The following is a 17,561-nucleotide window of genomic DNA, read 5'->3' as shown; positions in this document are numbered from 1 at the left end:
GGTCACTGCACCGTGATCGTCGCGACGGTCTTACCGAGGTCGTGCAGTTCCACGTCGATCCTGCCGGGCACGGTCGGGGTGAACTGGAACTGCTGAGCTTCGCCCCTGGCGTCGATCGCGAACGTGTGCTCGGGGTTGGAGTGCACGTGCAACTCGTCCTTCGCGTCGCTCATCACCCGGAACACGACGGACTCGTTCAGGCCGGACTGCAGCGACTCGTTGGTCGGCGTCACCTGGCCGCCCTTGATCGTCACGTCGACGACGAGGCGGGTCGGGGGTGCCTGCTGATCGGTGAAATCGGGTGCCGCCGTCTGCGACGGCGTGCTGGCGGCAGCGCCCGACGAGGACGCCGGCGCCTCATCCGACCCGCCGCAGCCGGCGACGAGCAACGCGGCGGCGGTCAGGGGCAGCAGGGTTCGAAAGATGTGGGTTCTACGGGTTGTCACGGTGCCCCATCTTGGTCTGCCCCACCTGACCGATCACTGTGAGCCTCGTCTCCGTCCTCGCCGTCGTCTTCGCCGCCGCGCCGATCGCGCATGGCGACGAACACCACCACGCCGACCACCAGGACAGCGGGCGCGAAAGCCGGGAGCGCCAGCAGCAGCGAGTGGTCGGCGAGGTGGGTGACCGTCATCAGGTTTGCGTCACCGGGTTCTTCGGCTCCGACTTGGCGTCGGTGCGGGTGTCGCGGTCGTTGATCCGCCCGGCACCCCACGTCAGTGCGGCGATCAGCACCAGCGTGCAGAACAGGACCACCAGCGACGCGACGGTGAACAACCAGTCCGGATGGTTCTGGTTGCGTTCGCGCTGCAGGATCGAGAGTTCCTCGACGAACGGCCGCTGGAACGACGCGAGGGCGGGCGTCTCCTCCGCGCCGATGCCGGGGTCGGCGGCCAGGTAGATCGGGACGCCAGCCATCGTGTTGCCGTCCTGCACGCGGATCAGCGTCTTCCACTGACCCCACACCGGGATCGGCTTCGTCGACTCGTAGTAGCCGGGGCCGATCCTCTTGAGGTTGTCGATGATGAGGCCGCGGTCGTTGGCCAGGCCGCCCTGCCACGCCAGGATCGTCACCCACTCCGGGTCGTCGCCGATGAGGTTCTCGGGGTCGATCTGGACGCGCGCCGACACCATTCGCTTGCCGGGGTCACCGGGCAGATCGGTCAGCACGACCGATGCGAGGGCGTTCTGCGGCACTTCGGTGCGCAGCCCGTTGGCGACAGCGCCGCCGATCGCGAGCACGGTGATCACGACGACGGTGATGCCGACCGCCGGCCGGGGCAGCTTCTGCCCCGTGAGCACCATGCCGAGTAGCGCGCCGCACACGCCCATGCCGATCGCGACCGGGATCGCCATGCCGAGCGCTTCCGGCCACATGCTCGTCGGCCACGGGTACTGGTAGACGGCGTCGATCCAGAAGGACTCGAGCCAGAGACCGACGGTGGCGACCCCGAGACCGGCGACCGCGCCGAACAGGATGGGGCGCTTGACCAGTGCGGTCAGGGCGATCAGCTCGACGACGAGGGCGGGGCCGAGGTACAGCGCCCACCAGCTCAGCGGACCGCCGAGAACCGGACCGACGATCAGGGACACGCCCCCGCGCAGCACGATGGCGAGCGCCGCCGCGATCAGCGCGCCGCCGCGGCCGAGTACCAGCCGGGCCGCGACGGCGGCCATGGCGGCCGCCCCCGCGATCATCATCGGCTGCAGCACCAACCGGAACTGCTCGACGCCGAAGTCGTACTCGATCTGGAACACCGACAGGCCGATGAACAGGCCGGCGAACGACAGGTAGCGCAGCAGCTTGAGGTACCAGGTGTCGTCATCCACGTCCCCGTCGGGCATCGCGCGCCTGCCCTCGTACTCGAGCAGCAGCACCGCGATCAGGGACAGTCCCGCACCGCCGATCAGCATCAAGTGGGTGGGGCCCCAGAGGGTGACGTCCTGACCGAAGATCCGGTGCCAGACGTCGTCGAGCGGGAACCCGATGAGCGCGTACAGGCCGCAGATCGCCATCAGCACGCCGCCGACCGGTGCGAACCACGTCCTGGTGATGCGGATCGCCGCGGCGCCGGGCTTGTCGTACGGCTGCACGATGGCCAGCGTTCCCGCGATGAAGAGCAGGAACAGTCCGAACAGGATGAAGTAGTGCGCGGGGTTCGCCAGCGGACCGGCATCACGGCCCTTGCCGATGTGCAGGCTCACGTCCCAGATGAACCCGAACAGCGCGGCGATGATCGTGGCCGTGAAGAGGAACACCTGCAGCGCCACCCACGGTGGCCGCTTGAACTTGGTGCCCAATCGCTCGGCGAGGTTCTTCAGCCACGTGATGCGGCGCTGTCGATGCAGGTAGCCGATCCACAGCAGGCCCGCGGAGACGATCGCCGCGACGACCGACATTCCGATGACCTGGTCGAGCGCGGCGCCGCCACCTTCGCCGCCGGGTGCGGCGATGAGGGTGATGTCAGGAGAGTTTGCAGACCACACTGTCTTTTCCACCTGTCGAGTAGTTCGGACCGGATGACCCTACTGGCCGGTAATGTTGCCAGACGTCGGTATGCGTGACCAGAGGTACCGCCGACAAAGCACGCGATTTTGTCAAAGTCGTGGTGTCAGCGGCGCGGCGGGCGCAACACCTTCATCGCGAGATTCATCACGGGCCCCGGCACCTTGTCCCTCGCATCGAGAGCCGCGTTGGCGACCCGCGTTCGGGCCGGCGTGCCGCGGCCGAACCAGGCGTTGAGTGGACCGCCGGTCGGTTCCAGGTCGACGTGCATCGGCGGCTTACCGTCGGCGGCACCGAGCGCGTTGGAGATCACGATGCGCTGGATCTCGCTGGTGCCTTCGAAGATGGTGTACAGCTTGGCATCTCGGTACCACTTCTCCACCGGATGATCGGTGATGTAGCCCCACCCGCCCATCGTCTGGATGGCGCGTTCGGTCGTGTCGACGGCGACCTCGCTGGCGGCCAGCTTGCACATCGAGCCTTCGCCGCGGTCGAACGGGACGCCGGTGGCCGCCATCCACGACGCCCGCCAGGTCAGCAGCCGGGCGGCGTCGATGCGGGTGGCCAGGTCGGCGAGCGGGAAGGAGATGCCCTGGTTGTCGATGATCGGGGCACCGAACGCCTCCCGGCGGTTGGCGTACTCGGTGACGTACTCCAGTGCCGCCCTGGCGATTCCGAGCGCCTGCGCGGCGACCATCGGCCGGGTCTGCTCGAACGTGCCGAGCGTTGCCGAACCGGAGCGCCGCCCGCCCTCGACGATCTCGCGGGCCTTCGCGAGCTTGTGTTCGAGCTTGTCGTCGCCGCCGAGCAGGTTCGCGGCGGGCACGCGCACGCCGGTGAACTTCAGCTCCGCGGTGTGCGACGCCCGGCAGCCCAGCTTGTCGAGTTTGCGCACCAGTTCCAGGCCGGGTGTGCCGCCGGGGACCACGAACAGCGCCTGCCCGCGGTGGCCGAGTTCCTGGTCGACGACGGCGTTGACGACGTGGACGTTGGCGATGCCGCCGTTGCCGATCCACATCTTGTGTCCGTCGATGATCCAGTCGGAACCGTCACGGCGCGCCGTCGTTCGCAGGTTGCGCACGTCGCTGCCGCCCTCGGGCTCCGAGATCGCGAGCGCGGCGAGCTTGAGGTCGCCGGGCGAGCCGAAGCACTCCGGCGCCCAGGTCAGCATCTGCTCGGGCGTGGCCGCCTGGCCGATCGCGGACAGCGCCAGCGCGGGCATCACGACCGCGAGCCCGATACCTGCGCAGCCCCAGAACAACTCCTCCATGAACATCGGCAGCGACAGTCCGGTCGGATCGCCGATCAAGTCGCGGTAGAACAGCGGGCTGTAGAAACCGCGTTCGGCGGCCTCCTCGAGGACCGGCCAGGGGAACTCCTGGCGGGCGTCGTAATCGGCGGCGACGGGCCGAACGACCTGCTCGGCGAACTCGTGTGCGCGCTTGGCCAGGTCGTGCTGGGCGATGGTGGGAGTCAGGTCGAAGCTCATAGCGCTCCCCGAACTTCAGTGGACATGTGTTCACTGATACCCGGTCACTTCGCCGGGAAACCTTCGAGGGTCACTTGCTCCACGTTCCGGGCGGAGGCGGACAGGCGTCGTGGTCCTGCAGATCCTCGCCGTGGCCGCCGCCGCCGTCGGCCGCGCTGTTCGCGAGCAGGACGAAGCCGGGACCGCCGTCGGCGAGGTGGGTGCCCACCGCGACCAGCGTCTCGGCGCCCATGTCGGGGACGTCGTTCGCGAGCAGGCGGAACGGGTCGACCCCGTCGAGGTTCTCGCCGGCGACGACCATCGCCTCGTAGCGTTGCCCGACTAGCGGTTCGGGGAACGTCGTCCACTCGGGGCCCACCGCGGAGATGTTGCGGCCCAGCGCTTCTCGGACGTCCGTGCGCACGCAGTCGACGTGGATGTGCAGCTGGTTCTGGGTCCGCGCCGCTGCCGAGTTGATCGCCAGGCTGATCAGGTCCCGCGGGAGCGGTTGGCCCGCCCGCTGCTCGACGAACGTGCGCGCCCGCCAGGCCGCCGCGAAGTAGTCGGGGGCATCGGGGGCCAGGACGGCGGGATCCTCGATGCCGCTGATTCTGGCGGTCGGGATGAGCAGGAACTGCGTCGCGCCGACGAGGTCCTTGAGCACCGCGTAGCCGCCCTGCAGGTCGACCTCGGCACAGGGGGCGGGGGCGCCGTGCTGCTGCTGGTTCGGTACGCACTGGTCGTGCACGATCGTCCACAGCGCGTTCGGATCGGCGTGCGCGGGAGCGGGGGCGAGCGCGAAGACGGTGACGAGCGCCGCCGCCGCCAGTCGGCTCGCGCGCATCAGCAACGACATCCCAGGAGCGTATGCCTAACCTGGCTGGATGGACTTCGCCGCGTTGCGCCTGACCCAGCGCGACGGCGTGACGTGCGGGCCGTCGGTCGCGGTGGTCGCGAGCGCGATCCTGAATCCCGCGTACGGCGAGAGCCTCAGCGGCCGGGCGTGGTTCGACGCCGAGCAGGGTCGGGTGCACGACGCCGTCAACCGGATCTGGCCGCAGCGCTACGGCACGACGCCGATGGGGGTGGCGCGGGCGATCAGCGAGCGCAGCGGAGTGCGTTACCGGTGGCGGCTGTGGTGGGGCGGGCGGGACCGGTTGACCGACGTGCTCGCCGCGGTGGACGCGGGCAGGCCGGTGGCGATGCTGGTGGGGCGGATCGTGCCGCGGCACTGGGTGCTGCTGGTTGGCCGCGACCGCGTTCGCGCGCCCGGCGTGCTGGCCTGTTACGAGCCGTCGTCGGGCCGGGTGCGCGGGGTGGAACTGGAGGCGATCAGGACGGCGACGCTGACGAACGTCGGGTTTCCGCGGCCCTACGCGTTCGTGTTGCCGTCGGGGTCGAGTGCGGTAACCCGTTGAGCGACAGCCCGCGACATCTGCGAACACCTCGTAGTTCCACGTCGGCGAGCGGAGGCTATACCCGGCCTTGATTCGAACATATGATCGAACAGTGGGCGAGTTCAAGTCGATAGGCCATCACGGTCAGCCCACGCCGCAGGCGTTCCGGCGAGTCGATCCGCCGGTGCCGGTGCTCGTCGACCTCTCCGCGGTGTTCCCGCGCGAACCGCACAGGGCGGGCGGCTACCACCCGGCGGGACTGCAGATGCACGCCGTCGTCGAAGGCCGGCTGTCGTGCTGGGGGATGTGCGAGCAGGGCTTCTGGTGGGGCTGGGTCACCTACGAGGTCGCCTACGGCGCGCAGTGCCGATCGGTGACGCACTGGATTCCGGCCTGGACGCTCAAGCGTCGCTAGGTTGGAGTGCATGGCTCGCAAGCTCGCCACTAGGTTGGACTGATGGCTCGCAAGCTCGCCACCGCGGACTCAGTCGCTCTGCCCGAACTCCTCGACTTCGTCCGGCCCCGGCACCGCATGGTGCTGACGACGTTCCGGCGCGACGGCTCGCCGCAGAGTTCGCCGGTCACCGGGGGCGTCGACGAGCAGGGCCGAATCGTCATCTCGAGCTACCCGCAGCGCGCCAAGTCGGCCAACCTGCGGCGTGATCCACGGGCCAGCGTGACGGTGCTGTCCGACGAGTTCAACGACGCCTACGTCCAGGTCGACGGCGACGCCGAGGTCATCGCGCTGCCCGATGCGATCGAGCCGCTCGTCGACTACTACCGGGCCATCGCGGGCGAGCATCCGGACTGGTCGGAGTACCGGCAGGCGATGGCCGACCAGGGCAAATGCCTGATCCGGATCACCCCGAGGAGTTGGGGTCCGGTGGCCACCGGGGGCTTTCCGCCCGCGTAGCCCCGACCGGCCGCGTTGCGGAGCATAGGTGGTCAAACTATAGTCTGGACACATGTCCAGAGACCGTTTCCCGACTCTGGTCGTGGTGATCTGACCATGCGCATCGCCCTGCTGTCGTACCGAAGCAAGACGCATTGTGGTGGCCAGGGTGTGTACGTCCGACACCTCAGCCGTGGTCTCGTCGAACTGGGCCACGACGTCGAGGTGTTCTCCGGCCCGCCCTATCCCGGCGGCCTCGACCCTCGCGTCACGCTCACGGAGGTGCCGAGCCTCGACCTCTACCGCGAACCCGATCCGTTCCGCATCCCGCGGCCCAGCGAGATCCACGACCGCATCGATCTCCTGGAACTGCTGGGCACCTGGACGGCCGCGTTCCCCGAGCCCAAGACGTTCTGCATGCGCATGGCGCGAATCCTCGCCGAGCGCCGTGACGACTTCGACGTCGTGCACGACAACCAGAGCCTCGGAACGGGTCTGCTCGACATCGCGGCGGTCGGGCTGCCCGTGGTCGCCACGGTGCATCACCCGATCACCCGTGACAAGGTGCTGGACGTCGCCGCGGCCAAGTGGTGGCGGAAGCCGTTGGTGCGCAGGTGGTACGGATTCGCCGAGATGCAGAAAGACGTCGCGCGCCGGATCCCGGAGCTGCTGACCGTCTCGTCGACGTCCGCCGCCGACATCGCCGACGACTTCGCCGTGTCACCCGACCAGTTGCACGTCGTCCCGCTGGGCGTGGACACGGAACTGTTCAAGCCGGCGGGGGATCGGGTACGCAACCGCGTGATCGCGATCGCCAGCGCCGACGTGCCGCTCAAGGGGGTCAACCACCTGCTGCACGCGGTGGCGCGGCTGCGCGTGGAGCGCGATCTCGACGTTCAGCTGATCTCGAAGCTCGAACCGAACGGGCCGACCGAGAAACTCATCGCCGAATTGGGTATCTCCGACATCGTGCACATCTCCAGCGGTATCAGCGACGGCGAACTGGCCGAGTTACTGGCGTCCTCCGAGGTCGCCTGCATCCCGTCGCTGTACGAGGGGTTCTCGCTGCCCGCGGTGGAGGCCATGGCCAGTGGCACCCCGATCGTCGCCAGCCGGGCCGGCGCCCTGCCGGAAGTGGTCGGCGTCGACGGCGAGTGCGCGCGGTTGGTCACGCCGGGTGACGTCGACGATCTGACCCGCGTACTGGGCGACCTGCTCGACTCGCCGCTGGAGTTGCGTCGACTCGGTGCCGCGGGCCGGCGCCGCGCCGTCGACGTGTTCAGCTGGGAATCGGTTGCCGCGCAGACCGTTTCGGTCTACGAGATGGCGCGTGAACGTGTGAGGAAACAGCATGCTGACCGTTGATTTCGACCGGCTGGGCGTGGGCGCGGGTACCTCCGTGATCGACGTCGGGTGCGGCGCGGGCCGCCATTCGTTCGAGGCCTATCGCCGTGGCGCCGACGTCGTCGCCTTCGACCAGAGCGTCGAGGACCTCAACGACGTCGACGCGATCCTGCAGGCGATGGCCGAGCAGGGCGAGGCGCCCGCGGGCGCCAAGGCCGAGGCGGTCAAGGGCGACGCCCTCGATCTGCCCTACGAGGACGGCACGTTCGACTGCGTGATCGCCTCGGAGATCCTGGAGCACGTTCCCGCCGACGACAGTGCCATCGACGAACTGGTCCGGGTGCTCAAGCCCGGCGGTCGACTCGCCGTCACGGTGCCGCGCTGGCTGCCCGAACGGATCTGCTGGCTGCTGTCCGACGAGTACCACGCCAACGAGGGCGGCCACATCCGGATCTACCGGGCCGACGAGTTGCACGACAAGATCGCGGCGCGCGGGCTGGTCCTCGACCACCGGCATCACGCGCACGCGCTGCACTCGCCGTTCTGGTGGCTGAAATGCGCTGTCGGCGTGGAGAAGCCGAATCACCCCGTCGTCGCCGCGTACCACAAGCTGCTGGTGTGGGACATGATGTCGGCGCCGTGGCAGACGAGACGGGCCGAGGCACTGCTCAACCCGCTGATCGGTAAGAGCGTCGCCCTGTACTTCACCAAGCCGGCGGTCGCCTAGTGCCGTTCCGACCCGAGGTTCCCGGTGTTCCCGGCGTGCTGACGCCTGCTCGGGTTCGTCAGACCGCGGAATCGATTGCGGCGACTCAGGAGTCGTCGGGTGCGCTGCCGTGGTTCGTCGGCGGTCACACGGACCCGTGGGACCACGTCGAGAACGCGATGGCACTGACGGTCGGCGGACTGTGGGACGAGGCCAGGGCCGGCTTCCACTGGTGCCGTGACACCCAGCGTGCTGACGGGTCGTGGCCGATCCAGTTCCGCAACGGGGTGATCGAGGACGCCAACAGCGACAGCAACTTCTGCGCCTACGTGGCGACCGGCGTGTGGCACTACGTGCTGATCACCGGCGACCGACGGTTCGCCGAGGACATGTGGCCCGTCGTCAGCAGGGCGATCGACTTCGTGCTGACGATGCAACTCAGCGGCGGCGAGATCGCCTGGGCCAGAAGCGATGCCGGAATCCTCCAGGAGGCGCTGCTCACCGGCAGTGCCAGCATCTACCACAGCATGCGCTGCGCGCTGGCGCTCGCCAACTTCCTCGATGAACCGCAGCCGGAATGGGAGGTCGCAGTGGGTCAGTTGGGCCACGCGATCGCCGAGCATCCGGAGGCGTTCAACGCCAAGGACTCCCACGCCATGGAGTGGTACTACCCGGTGCTCGGCGGTGCAGTGCGCGGCGATGCGGCCAGGACGCGCATCGACGCCCGCTGGGACGAGTTCGTCGTTCCGGGTCTCGGCATCCGGTGCGTCGACCACCGGCCGTGGGTCACCGGCGCGGAAACCTGTGAGCTCGTCATGACGCTCGACGCGATGGGCGACGGCGCCCGGGCCCGTGAACAGTTCGCGGCCATGCACCACCTGCGCGAACGCGACGGATCCTATTGGACCGGACTGGTTTTCGCCGATGGCAAGCGCTGGCCCGAGGAGCGGACCACGTGGACGGGCGCGGCCATGGTGTTGGCCGCCGATGCGCTGTCCCGGACCACACCCGGCAACGGCATCTTCCGCGGTGCCGACCTGCCGCGCGGCCTCGAGCGCGAGTTCGACTGCGCCTGCGCCTGAATCAGGCCGGCGCGGTGACCCTTTCGAGCACCCGCAGCGTGCCGGTGGCGGAGACCTCGCGGAATTCGCCGGAGTCCAGTGCCCGCCGATAGATGTGGAACGGTGCCTGCCCGCCCTCGTCGGGATTCGGGAACACGTCGTGGATGACGAGGCCGCCGCCGACGGTCACCCACGGCGCCCAGCCCGCGAAGTCGCGCTGGGCCGCCTCCTCGGTGTGCCCGCCGTCGATGAAGAGGAACTGCACCGGGGTGCGCCACGACCGGGCCACCACGTGGGACTTGCCGACGACGGCGACGACGTGGTCGTCGAGGCCCGCGGCGTCGAGGGTGTGCCGCAGCGTGGGCAGCGTGTCGAACAGGCCGGTGACGGGGTCGACCATCGTGGTGTCGTGGTACTCCCAGCCGACCTGATGCTCCTCGGAGCCGTGATGGTGGTCGACGGTGTAGAGGGTGCCGCCGGTCTGCTGGGCCGCCGCACCGAGCATCACCGTCGACTTGCCGCAGTACGTGCCGATCTCGACGCCGGTGCCGTCGCCGAGGTACCGCACGGCCGCGTCGTAGAGGGCACGTCCCTCGTCGGCGGGCATGAATCCGGTGACCCGTTCCGCGAGGTCGAACAGGCGCGCGGCGGACGGCGGAAGGGTCGTGTCGCATGCGCTCATGCGGCCAACTTACCGTTGCCGGTGACAGGGTGTTGTAGTAGCGTCCAGACACGTGTCCGATCCGACTTTGGAGTCGACTCGGCGCCGTCTGACCGCGAAGCAGGCCGACACCGTCGATCGCCTTTCCCACGCCGCGGTTGACCTCCTGAATCGCGAGGGATTCGCCGGTCTCACCGTGCGCCGCGTCGCCGCGGAGGCGGGTGTCGGGGCGGCCACGGCGTACACGTACTTCTCCTCCAAGGAGCACCTCGTCGCCGAGGTCTTCTGGCGTCGACTGGCCGCGGCACCGCCCGCCCCGCATGATTCCGGCGATCCGGCCACCAGGGTCGTCGACGTGCTGCGGCACATCGCGATGCTGATGGCCGACGAACCCGAGTTCGCGGGCGCGGTGACGTCGGCGCTGCTCGGTCGCGATCCCGACGTCGACGTGCTCAGGCAGCGGATCGGCCGGGACATCAGGGAGCGGTTGGCCTCGGCGCTGGGCCCCGGCACCGATCCCGATGTCATCGACTCGCTCGAGATGCTCTACTCCGGAGCACTGGTGCGCGCGGGCATGGGCTACGCGTCGTACGGAGACATCGCTGCGCGCCTGGAGAAGTCGGCGCGCCTGATGCTCAGCTAGGCGACCAGCCCGAGCATCGCGATGGTGGCGGCCTCCGACGCCTCGGCGATACCGCGGACGTCGCGCCCGTCCTCCACGTAGGAGGCGGTGAGCTCGCGCAGCCCGCCCAGCAGGATCAGCGCCAGCTCACGGGAAACCGGTGCGAGCCCGGCCTTTTGAAAACCGGGGCTGGTGCTGATGGCCACCAGCATGTCCGAGAGGTGATCCATCGCTAGGCGATGCAGTGCCCGCGCGGATTCGCCGAGTGCCGGGGCCTCGCGAATCCAGCTCAGCGTGATCGCCGGCCGCGACGAGATGTGGTCGATGTACGCGCCGAGCGCGGCGTGCACCTGCTCGGGCGGCGTGGAGTCGGGATCGACCGCATCCCGGATGCCGACGATCATGTCGGTGTTGTTGGTGCGCAGCAGGTCGATAAAGCACTCCTCCTTGCTGGCGAACTGGTCGTAGAACGTGCGCTTGCTGGTCTTCGCGTGGCGCACGATGTCGGCGACCGTCGTCTCGCGGTAGCCGCGCTCCACGATCGACTGCGCGAGGCCCTCGAGGAGGCGGGTGCGGAAGACGTCACCCGACGCGGTTCGCGCGGCATCGCCGACTGCGGTCGTCACCACGTCACCTCACAACCCTTGCGCTCGTCCGGTACCACCCGGTACCGTACCGGATGAAGCTGTGGTACATCGCAGTACCAAACCTACCGCTGGAGCGCGCCGTGACAGAAACGCTGAATGCCGAACCATCGTCCGATGCGCCCGCCGCACCCGCGCCGCATCCGCTGAAGACGCCGCCCGCGCCGCGGATCCCGAAGTTCCTCCAGGGCGTGGGGTTCGCCGTGAACCGGCAGTGGCTCACGTGGTACGCCGCCCGGCGGTTCGGGAGCGTGTTCACCCTGCACATGCCGGTGTTCGGGCCCACGGTGTTCGTCACCGACCCCCAGTTGGTGAAACAACTCTTCACCGCGAACACCGCCGACGTCGGCAACATCCAGCCGAACCTCAGCCGCATCCTGGGGCCCGGTTCGGTGTTCGCGCTCGACGGCGTCGAGCACAAGCGCCGACGCCGTCTGCTGACCCCGCCGTTTCACGGCAAGAGCATCAAGAACTACGAGCGCATCTTCGAGGAGGAGACGCTGCGGGAGTCGGCGTCGTGGCCCGAGGGGCGCGAGTTCGAAACCCTGGACCCGATGATGCGGGTCACGCTCAACACCATCCTGCGCGCGGTGTTCGGTGCCGACGGCGAGCAACTCGACGAACTGCGCCGCATCATCCCGCCGTGGGTGACGCTCGGGTCGCGGCTGGCGGTGCTGCCCTCGCCGTCGCGGACGTACGGCCGCTTCAGCCCGTGGGGCAAGCTCGCGCGCTATCGGCGCACGTACGACGAGACGATCGACCGGCTGATCGCAAAGGTCAAGGCGGACCCCGACTTCGAGTCGCGTGACGACGTCCTGACCCTGCTGTTGCGCAGCACCTACGAGGACGGATCGACGATGTCCAACCGCGACATCGGCGACGAGTTGCTGACGCTGCTCGCAGCGGGACACGAGACCACCGCAGCGACGCTGGCGTGGGCCTTCGAGCGCGTCACCCGCCACCCCGAGGTGCTCGCGAAGCTCGTCGCCGAGGCGGGCACTGACGACAACGAGTACCGCCAGGCGGTGATCCTCGAAGTGCAGCGGTCACGCACCGTGATCGACTTCGCGGGCAGGCACGTCTACGCAGATGAGTTCCAGCTCGGCGAGTGGACGGTGCCGCGCGGATACTCGATGGTCGTCCCGATCAACCAGTTGCACAGCGGTGCAGATGCTTTCGAGCACCCCGAGCGATTCGACCCGCAGCGCTTCATCGACAACAAACCGTCGGCGCTGTCGTTCATGCCGTACGGCGGCGGCACCAGGCGCTGTGTCGGCGCGGTGTTCGCCAACGTCGAGATGGACGTCGTGCTGCGAACGGTGTTGCGCCACTTCGTGCTCGACACGACCACCGCGCCCGACGAGAAGCTGTTCAACCGTGGCGTCGCCTACCAGCCGAAGGCCGGCGGCAGAGTGGTGCTCCGCCGCCGGACGACGGTGCTGGGCGGCTAGCCCGAGAATTGGTGCGCGGCTCCGCCGTTACGGCGACTTAGCCTTGACCGAGACCTACCGGCGTGAGCTGCCGCGGCGCTCGGAGAGGGAGCGCCGCGGCAGTTCGATCAGACCTCGGCGCGCTTGGGCAGCTTCCAGCCGGGCCGCGGGAAGTGGCAGGTGTACCCGTTGGGGATGCGCAGCAGGTAGTCCTGATGCTCGGGTTCCGCCTCCCAGAAGTCGCTCGCCGGCGTCACCTCGGTGACGACCTTGCCCGGCCACAGGCCCGACGCGTCGACGTCGGCGATGGTGTCCAGCGCGACCTGCTTCTGCTCGTCGTCGACGTAGAAGATCGCCGATCGGTAGCTCGACCCGCGATCGTTGCCCTGCCGATCCTTAGTGCTCGGATCGTGGATCTGGAAGAAGAACTCCAGCAGGGCGCGGAAGTCGGTCTGCGCGGGGTCGTAGGTGATCTCGATCGCCTCGGCGTGACCCGGATGATTCCGGTACGTGGCGTTGGCGTTCTGGCCGCCGGTGTAGCCGACTCGCGTGTCGACCACGCCGGGCTGCCTGCGGATCAGATCCTGCATGCCCCAGAAGCAACCGCCGGCCAGGATCGCCTTCTTGTTCTCGCTCATGCCTGAGCCTCCTTCTTGAAGAGCTTGGTGTACTCGCCGTACCCCTGTGACTCGAGGTCGTCGAGGTGGATGAACTTCAGCGAAGCCGAGTTGATGCAGTAGCGCAAGCCTCCCGCTTCGCGGGGCCCGTCCTTGAAGACGTGTCCGAGGTGGCTGTCGCCGTTGGCGGAGCGCACCTCGGTGCGGACCATCAGGTGACTGAAGTCGCGCTTGGAGATCACGTTCGCAGGTTCGATGGGCCGGGTGAAGCTCGGCCAGCCGCTACCGCTTTCGAACTTGTCGGTCGAGGCGAACAGCGGTTCCCCCGAGACCACGTCGACGTAGATGCCGGGCTCGTGGTTGTCCCAGTACTCGCCGGTGAACGGACGCTCGGTGCCGCTCTCCTGCGTCACGTGGTACTGCTCGGGCGAGAGCGCGTTCACGGCCGCTGGATTCTTGATGTACTCCCTTGCCACTGGTCCTCCTAAGGTTGGCATCTCTACAACCTGGAGTGGCATCGGGTTAGTTCCCGTTACGGACCTCGTCGACGACCGTCACGATTTCGTCAGCAACCGCCTGTGGCTGGTACAGCATCTGGTTGTGCCCGGTGGCCGGAACGATCACGTTCGTGGTGCCGAGAGCAGCGGCCAGCATGTCGTTGGCCTGGTGGATCTGCGCCTGGGTGTAGTTGTCCGGCTTGAGGATCGCCGGGTCCGCGAACTTGTCGGCGCTGAGCACGATCGCGGGAACCCGTGGCAGCGGGGGCGCCGTCGCGAGGGTCGCGAACGCGTCCTCGGCGAGGATCGCCTCCTCGCCCGGCGAGCCGGCCTGTCCGTCCACGTTGAACGCCGTGTTCTGGTCGGGTCGGCCGAGGCGCCAGAGGAATTCGGACGTCGGCTCGGTGAACACCAGACCGCTGACGAGCTCCGGGTGTTGGCGGGCCAGCAGGTCCAGCACCAAGCCGCCGTAGGAGTGTGCGACGAACACCATCGGCGTCGTCAGCCCCGCGGCGTCGATCAGTCTCACCACGTCGTCGACGTCGGATTGGACGGTGTGCGGCTGCGCCACCGGAGTCGACTGATCGGCACCGTCGGGCCGGGTGTTCGGCCGGTCGTAGACGCAGATGCGGGTCGTCTTCGCGACGAGCGGCTGAGCGGCGGTGGGGCTCGGCTCGATGGTGGCCCGCTCGATGGCGTCGTAGGGCAGCGAGCGGACGGGGTCGTCGGGAACGACCGCCGCGTTCCAGGCCTCCGCGTAGCTGCCCTTGCCGGGGATGACGAACACCGTGGGTGAGCCGGTTCCCTGACAGTCGAGGAACAGACTGCGGCCGCCGCCGATGTCGACGAGGCCGGCCGTGTCCTCGGCATTGGCGACCGGCGCGCTCACCATGGCCGCCGCGGCGCCGACGGCGAGCACGCGCACGATATTCACGCGAGTGACAATACGACTGCTCGACAAGGTCGGGTAGAACGTGTTCTAGTTCTGGGTGTGACGGGTAGCACTTTCAGCCACGACGAGCTGGTCGAGGCATTCGCGCGGTTCGAGCGGACGGTCGACGATGCCGCCCGCACCAGGGACTGGGATCCGTGGGTTGACCAGTACACGGACGACGTCCTCTACATCGAGCACGCCGCGGGCACGATGCGCGGCCGCGAGCAGGTGCGACCGTGGATCTGGCAGACCATGGAGACGTTCCCCGGCAGCTACATGACGTCGTTCCCGTCGCGCTGGTCGGTGATCGACGCGCCGACGGGACGGATCATCTGCGAACTCGACAACCCGATGCGCGACCCCGGTGACGGCACGATCATCAGCGCCACCAACATCTCGATCATCACCTACGCCGGCGACGGGAAGTGGAAACAGCAGGAGGACGTCTACAACCCGCTGCGCTTCGTGAAGGCGACGATCAAATGGTGCCGAAAGGCCGAGGAACTCGGCAACCTGCCCGATGTCGCGGCCGAGTGGATGGCGAAGTTCGGTGGGACGTCTGGGGGAACCAGGTGACCTCGCGCCCCGTCCTCGTGATCGGCGCCAACGGCTACCTCGGCTCGCACGTCACGCGGCAGTTGGTGAACGACGGGCACGACGTCCGCGTCATGGTGCGCGACGGCGCCGGCACGATCGGCATCGACGACCTGAAGGTCACGCGGTTCGTCGGCGACATCTGGAACGACGATGTGCTGCGCGATGCGATGGCCGGCTGCGGCGACGTCTACTACTGCGTCGTCGACACCAGGGGCTGGCTGAAGGACCCGGCGCCGCTGTTCCACACCAACGTCGCGGGCACCCGCAACGTGCTCGACATCGCGAAAGATGCCGGCCTGCATCGGTTCGTCTTCACCAGCAGCTACGTCACCGTCGGACGCAAGCGGGGAAGGGTGGCGACCGAGGAGGACGTGATCACCGACCTCGCACCGCTCACGCCGTACGTGCGGTCGCGGGTGCAGGCCGAGAACCTCGTTATGGACTACGTCCGCGAGCACGGCCTGCCCGCCGTCGCCCTGTGTGTGTCGACGACGTACGGCGCGGGGGACTGGGGACGGACCCCGCACGGCGCGATCATCGCGGGTGCCGCATTCGGCAAGTTGCCGTTCGTGATGGCGGGCATCGAACTGGAGGCGGTCGGCATCGACGACGCCGCGCGGGCCATGATCCTGGCCGCCGAGAAGGGCCGCGTCGGGGAGCGGTACCTGATCTCGGAGCGGATGATCAGCAACGCCGACGTCGTCCGGATCGCCGCTGAGGCCGCGGGGGTGCCCGCCCCCACCAAGTCGATGCCACTGCCGGTGTCCTGGACCATGGCGGCGTTGGGCAGCCTCAAAGCCAGGCTGACGGGCACCGACGAACAGTTGTCGCTGGGATCACTGCGGCTGATGCGGGCGGAGGCACCGGTCGACTGCAGCAAGGCGCGCCGCGAACTCGGTTGGGAGCCAAGGCCCGTCGAGGATTCGATCCGCGAGGCGGCCGCCTTCTGGGTGGGCCTTCGGGAGGCGAAGCGCAAGAGCAAGCAGGCCGGCTGAGCAGCTTTAGAACGGTGGGATGGTGTCGCGGAGGTACTGCTCGGCCCGGGGGGCGTTGCGTTCGCGTTCGTCGTCGATGCGCTTGTCGCGGGCCTGTTTTCGGGTGATCGCGCGTGTGGGCATGGTCAGGCCCGCGGTGTGTTTCGGTGGTGGGGTCCCGCGGGTGGCGGCCGGTGCGGTGGGGTCGCAGAGTTCACCGAAGAGCAGTCGGCTGCCCGGGTAGCTGGTGGAGCTCTGTGCGTCGGGGTCGGTGAACACGATCCGCCCGTCGGGGTACTGCACGCTCGACCAGCCGGGGAAGAACGTCTTGAGCAGATGGTGCTCGCGGCAGAACCCGGCCAGGTTCGACGCGCACGTCGGCCCCCACGGGTAGGGGATGGTGTGGTCGAGGTCGTCGATGTCGCGGGTGCAGCCGGGCTGACGGCACCTCAGATCCCGCGCCTTGACGAAGTCGGCGAGTTGTCGGGAGGGCCGGTAGCGCGGTTCGGGTGGGGCGTGACCCGGATGGATCAGGTCCGTGACGGTGGCGTGCATCGCCAGCCGCGCGATCACCGGTGCCGGCAGCACCGGGCCGCCCAGGATCACCCCCGGTGAGGCGGGGCAGTGCTGGCCGCGGTCGGCGCTGACCTCGTCGACGAGTTCGGTGATGGTGTACTCGCGCAACGGTTTGGACAGCATCCGCGGCTGCTCACCGACCAGGCCGCGGCGCTGAGCGGTCAGATCCCCGGCGGGAACGTCGGCGGGTGGTTCGGGTTCGGGGTCCGGGGGTGGTTGATCGGTGGTGCCGTGGAGGGTGTCGCGGCGGGTGATGACGTGGATGACGACCCCGCCGACGGCCGGTCGGCTCGCCGCGGCGCAGCCGTCGGTCTCGCACAGGCAGGGCAGCCGGTCCCAGCCGAAGCCCATCGCCCCGACCGCGGCCGCGCGGCGTTGATCGGCGGTGCGGGGGTCGCGGTCGCACACGGTGCGGGCCAGCAGCTCGACGCGCCGCTCGAACGCCGCCCCGTCGGTCGCCTCGACCGTGGCCTCGATGCGGGACACCCCGGTGGCCTTCTCGGTGTCCACGCTGACGCCGGTGGAACGCACGACGTCCTGCACGCGGCGCACCGCGTGCGGGTCGTGACGCAGGATCAGGGCGTCGATGTCGGCGTCGGTCTGATCCAGTGACTTCGCACCCCAGCCCCTGAGTT

The 17,561-nt window shown here is 68.7% G+C and carries 21 protein-coding genes; 10 read left to right on the top strand and 11 right to left on the bottom strand.

What is annotated here, in order from left to right:
* Positions 1-2: 2 nt before the first annotated feature.
* The 5 genes from NM203_RS20985 to NM203_RS20965 all read right to left on the bottom strand — a co-directional run bounded on the left by NM203_RS20985 (position 3) and on the right by NM203_RS20965 (position 4,830).
* Entirely contained in the window at positions 3-446 is a 444-nt protein-coding gene (locus tag NM203_RS20985; protein WP_255062333.1) for a hypothetical protein, read from the bottom strand.
* Positions 443-634: a hypothetical protein gene (locus tag NM203_RS20980; RefSeq protein WP_255062332.1), complete on the bottom strand. Its 192-nt coding sequence runs from the start codon at positions 632-634 to the stop codon at positions 443-445. Before NM203_RS20980 ends, NM203_RS20985 begins: the two co-directional genes overlap by 4 nt.
* The gene (locus tag NM203_RS20975; RefSeq protein WP_255062682.1) at positions 634-2,400 is read right to left on the bottom strand and encodes a hypothetical protein; all 1,767 of its coding nucleotides are present in this window, start codon (positions 2,398-2,400) and stop codon (positions 634-636) included. The genes NM203_RS20980 and NM203_RS20975 overlap by 1 nt, the downstream gene beginning before the upstream one ends.
* 212 nt (positions 2,401-2,612) lie before the next feature.
* Positions 2,613-3,995 carry an acyl-CoA dehydrogenase family protein gene (locus NM203_RS20970; protein WP_255062331.1) on the bottom strand — a complete coding sequence of 461 codons (1,383 nt, stop codon included), beginning with the start codon at positions 3,993-3,995 and terminating at the stop codon, positions 2,613-2,615.
* A gap of 70 nt (positions 3,996-4,065) precedes the next feature.
* Complete coding sequence (locus tag NM203_RS20965; RefSeq protein WP_255062330.1) at positions 4,066-4,830, bottom strand: CDP-diacylglycerol diphosphatase; 765 nt, start codon at positions 4,828-4,830, stop codon at positions 4,066-4,068.
* A gap of 28 nt (positions 4,831-4,858) precedes the next feature.
* Between NM203_RS20965 and NM203_RS20960 the strand changes: the two genes are divergently transcribed.
* The 6 genes from NM203_RS20960 (at position 4,859) to NM203_RS20935 (ending at position 9,395) form a co-directional block, all read left to right on the top strand.
* Positions 4,859-5,392 carry a hypothetical protein gene (locus NM203_RS20960; RefSeq protein ID WP_255062329.1) on the top strand — a complete coding sequence of 178 codons (534 nt, stop codon included), beginning with the start codon at positions 4,859-4,861 and terminating at the stop codon, positions 5,390-5,392.
* A gap of 91 nt (positions 5,393-5,483) precedes the next feature.
* Complete coding sequence (locus NM203_RS20955; protein ID WP_255062328.1) at positions 5,484-5,786, top strand: hypothetical protein; 303 nt, start codon at positions 5,484-5,486, stop codon at positions 5,784-5,786.
* Between the two features lie 42 nt (positions 5,787-5,828).
* Positions 5,829-6,284, top strand: coding sequence for a PPOX class F420-dependent oxidoreductase (locus tag NM203_RS20950; protein ID WP_255062327.1), 456 nt, complete (start codon positions 5,829-5,831; stop codon positions 6,282-6,284).
* A gap of 96 nt (positions 6,285-6,380) precedes the next feature.
* On the top strand, positions 6,381-7,628 hold the full coding sequence (locus tag NM203_RS20945; RefSeq protein WP_255062326.1) for an MMP alpha-(1->4)-mannosyltransferase: 1,248 nt from the start codon (positions 6,381-6,383) through the stop codon (positions 7,626-7,628).
* Entirely contained in the window at positions 7,615-8,334 is a 720-nt protein-coding gene (locus tag NM203_RS20940; protein WP_255062325.1) for a class I SAM-dependent methyltransferase, read from the top strand. Before NM203_RS20945 ends, NM203_RS20940 begins: the two co-directional genes overlap by 14 nt.
* Complete coding sequence (locus tag NM203_RS20935; RefSeq protein WP_255062324.1) at positions 8,334-9,395, top strand: MMP endo-(1,4)-3-O-methyl-alpha-D-mannosidase; 1,062 nt, start codon at positions 8,334-8,336, stop codon at positions 9,393-9,395. Before NM203_RS20940 ends, NM203_RS20935 begins: the two co-directional genes overlap by 1 nt.
* A 1-nt stretch (position 9,396) precedes the next feature.
* On the opposite strand, the gene NM203_RS20930 is transcribed toward NM203_RS20935, so the two are convergent.
* Positions 9,397-10,056, bottom strand: a complete 660-nt coding sequence (locus NM203_RS20930) for a class I SAM-dependent methyltransferase (protein ID WP_255062323.1) — start codon at positions 10,054-10,056, stop codon at positions 9,397-9,399.
* Between the two features lie 52 nt (positions 10,057-10,108).
* On the opposite strand from NM203_RS20930, the gene NM203_RS20925 reads away from it, so the two are divergent.
* Positions 10,109-10,678: a TetR/AcrR family transcriptional regulator gene (locus NM203_RS20925; protein WP_255062322.1), complete on the top strand. Its 570-nt coding sequence runs from the start codon at positions 10,109-10,111 to the stop codon at positions 10,676-10,678.
* Here NM203_RS20925 and NM203_RS20920 read toward each other — a convergent pair.
* The gene (locus NM203_RS20920; protein ID WP_255062320.1) at positions 10,675-11,283 is read right to left on the bottom strand and encodes a TetR/AcrR family transcriptional regulator; all 609 of its coding nucleotides are present in this window, start codon (positions 11,281-11,283) and stop codon (positions 10,675-10,677) included. The genes NM203_RS20925 and NM203_RS20920 overlap by 4 nt on opposite strands.
* A 113-nt stretch (positions 11,284-11,396) precedes the next feature.
* Between NM203_RS20920 and NM203_RS20915 the strand changes: the two genes are divergently transcribed.
* Positions 11,397-12,752 (top strand): cytochrome P450, encoded by a 1,356-nt coding sequence (locus tag NM203_RS20915; protein ID WP_408633390.1) that lies wholly within the window; start codon positions 11,397-11,399, stop codon positions 12,750-12,752.
* Positions 12,753-12,859: 107 nt separating this feature from the next.
* On the opposite strand, the gene msrA is transcribed toward NM203_RS20915, so the two are convergent.
* Genes msrA through NM203_RS20900 form a run of 3 tightly spaced genes read right to left on the bottom strand, consistent with a single transcriptional unit; the run spans position 12,860 to position 14,779 of the window.
* Positions 12,860-13,369: a peptide-methionine (S)-S-oxide reductase MsrA gene (gene msrA / locus NM203_RS20910; protein ID WP_255062318.1), complete on the bottom strand. Its 510-nt coding sequence runs from the start codon at positions 13,367-13,369 to the stop codon at positions 12,860-12,862.
* A complete protein-coding gene (gene msrB, locus NM203_RS20905) occupies positions 13,366-13,824 on the bottom strand; it encodes a peptide-methionine (R)-S-oxide reductase MsrB (protein WP_255062317.1) in 459 nt (152 codons plus the stop codon). The genes msrA and msrB overlap by 4 nt, the downstream gene beginning before the upstream one ends.
* A 46-nt stretch (positions 13,825-13,870) precedes the next feature.
* Positions 13,871-14,779 (bottom strand): alpha/beta fold hydrolase, encoded by a 909-nt coding sequence (locus NM203_RS20900; RefSeq protein WP_255062316.1) that lies wholly within the window; start codon positions 14,777-14,779, stop codon positions 13,871-13,873.
* Positions 14,780-14,836: 57 nt separating this feature from the next.
* Here NM203_RS20900 and NM203_RS20895 point away from each other — a divergent pair, with 57 nt between their 5' ends.
* Complete coding sequence (locus NM203_RS20895; protein ID WP_255062315.1) at positions 14,837-15,355, top strand: nuclear transport factor 2 family protein; 519 nt, start codon at positions 14,837-14,839, stop codon at positions 15,353-15,355.
* Positions 15,352-16,371, top strand: a complete 1,020-nt coding sequence (locus NM203_RS20890; RefSeq protein ID WP_255062314.1) for an NAD-dependent epimerase/dehydratase family protein — start codon at positions 15,352-15,354, stop codon at positions 16,369-16,371. Before NM203_RS20895 ends, NM203_RS20890 begins: the two co-directional genes overlap by 4 nt.
* Before the next feature lie 6 nt (positions 16,372-16,377).
* On the opposite strand, the gene NM203_RS20885 is transcribed toward NM203_RS20890, so the two are convergent.
* A partial coding sequence (locus NM203_RS20885) for an HNH endonuclease signature motif containing protein (protein ID WP_255062313.1) occupies positions 16,378-17,561 on the bottom strand: 1,184 nt, incomplete at its 5' end.

Source organism: Mycolicibacterium arenosum (assembly GCF_024320865.1).
Lineage (GTDB): Bacteria > Actinomycetota > Actinomycetes > Mycobacteriales > Mycobacteriaceae > Mycobacterium > Mycobacterium arenosum.
This window is presented reverse-complemented; position numbering and strand designations above follow the sequence as displayed.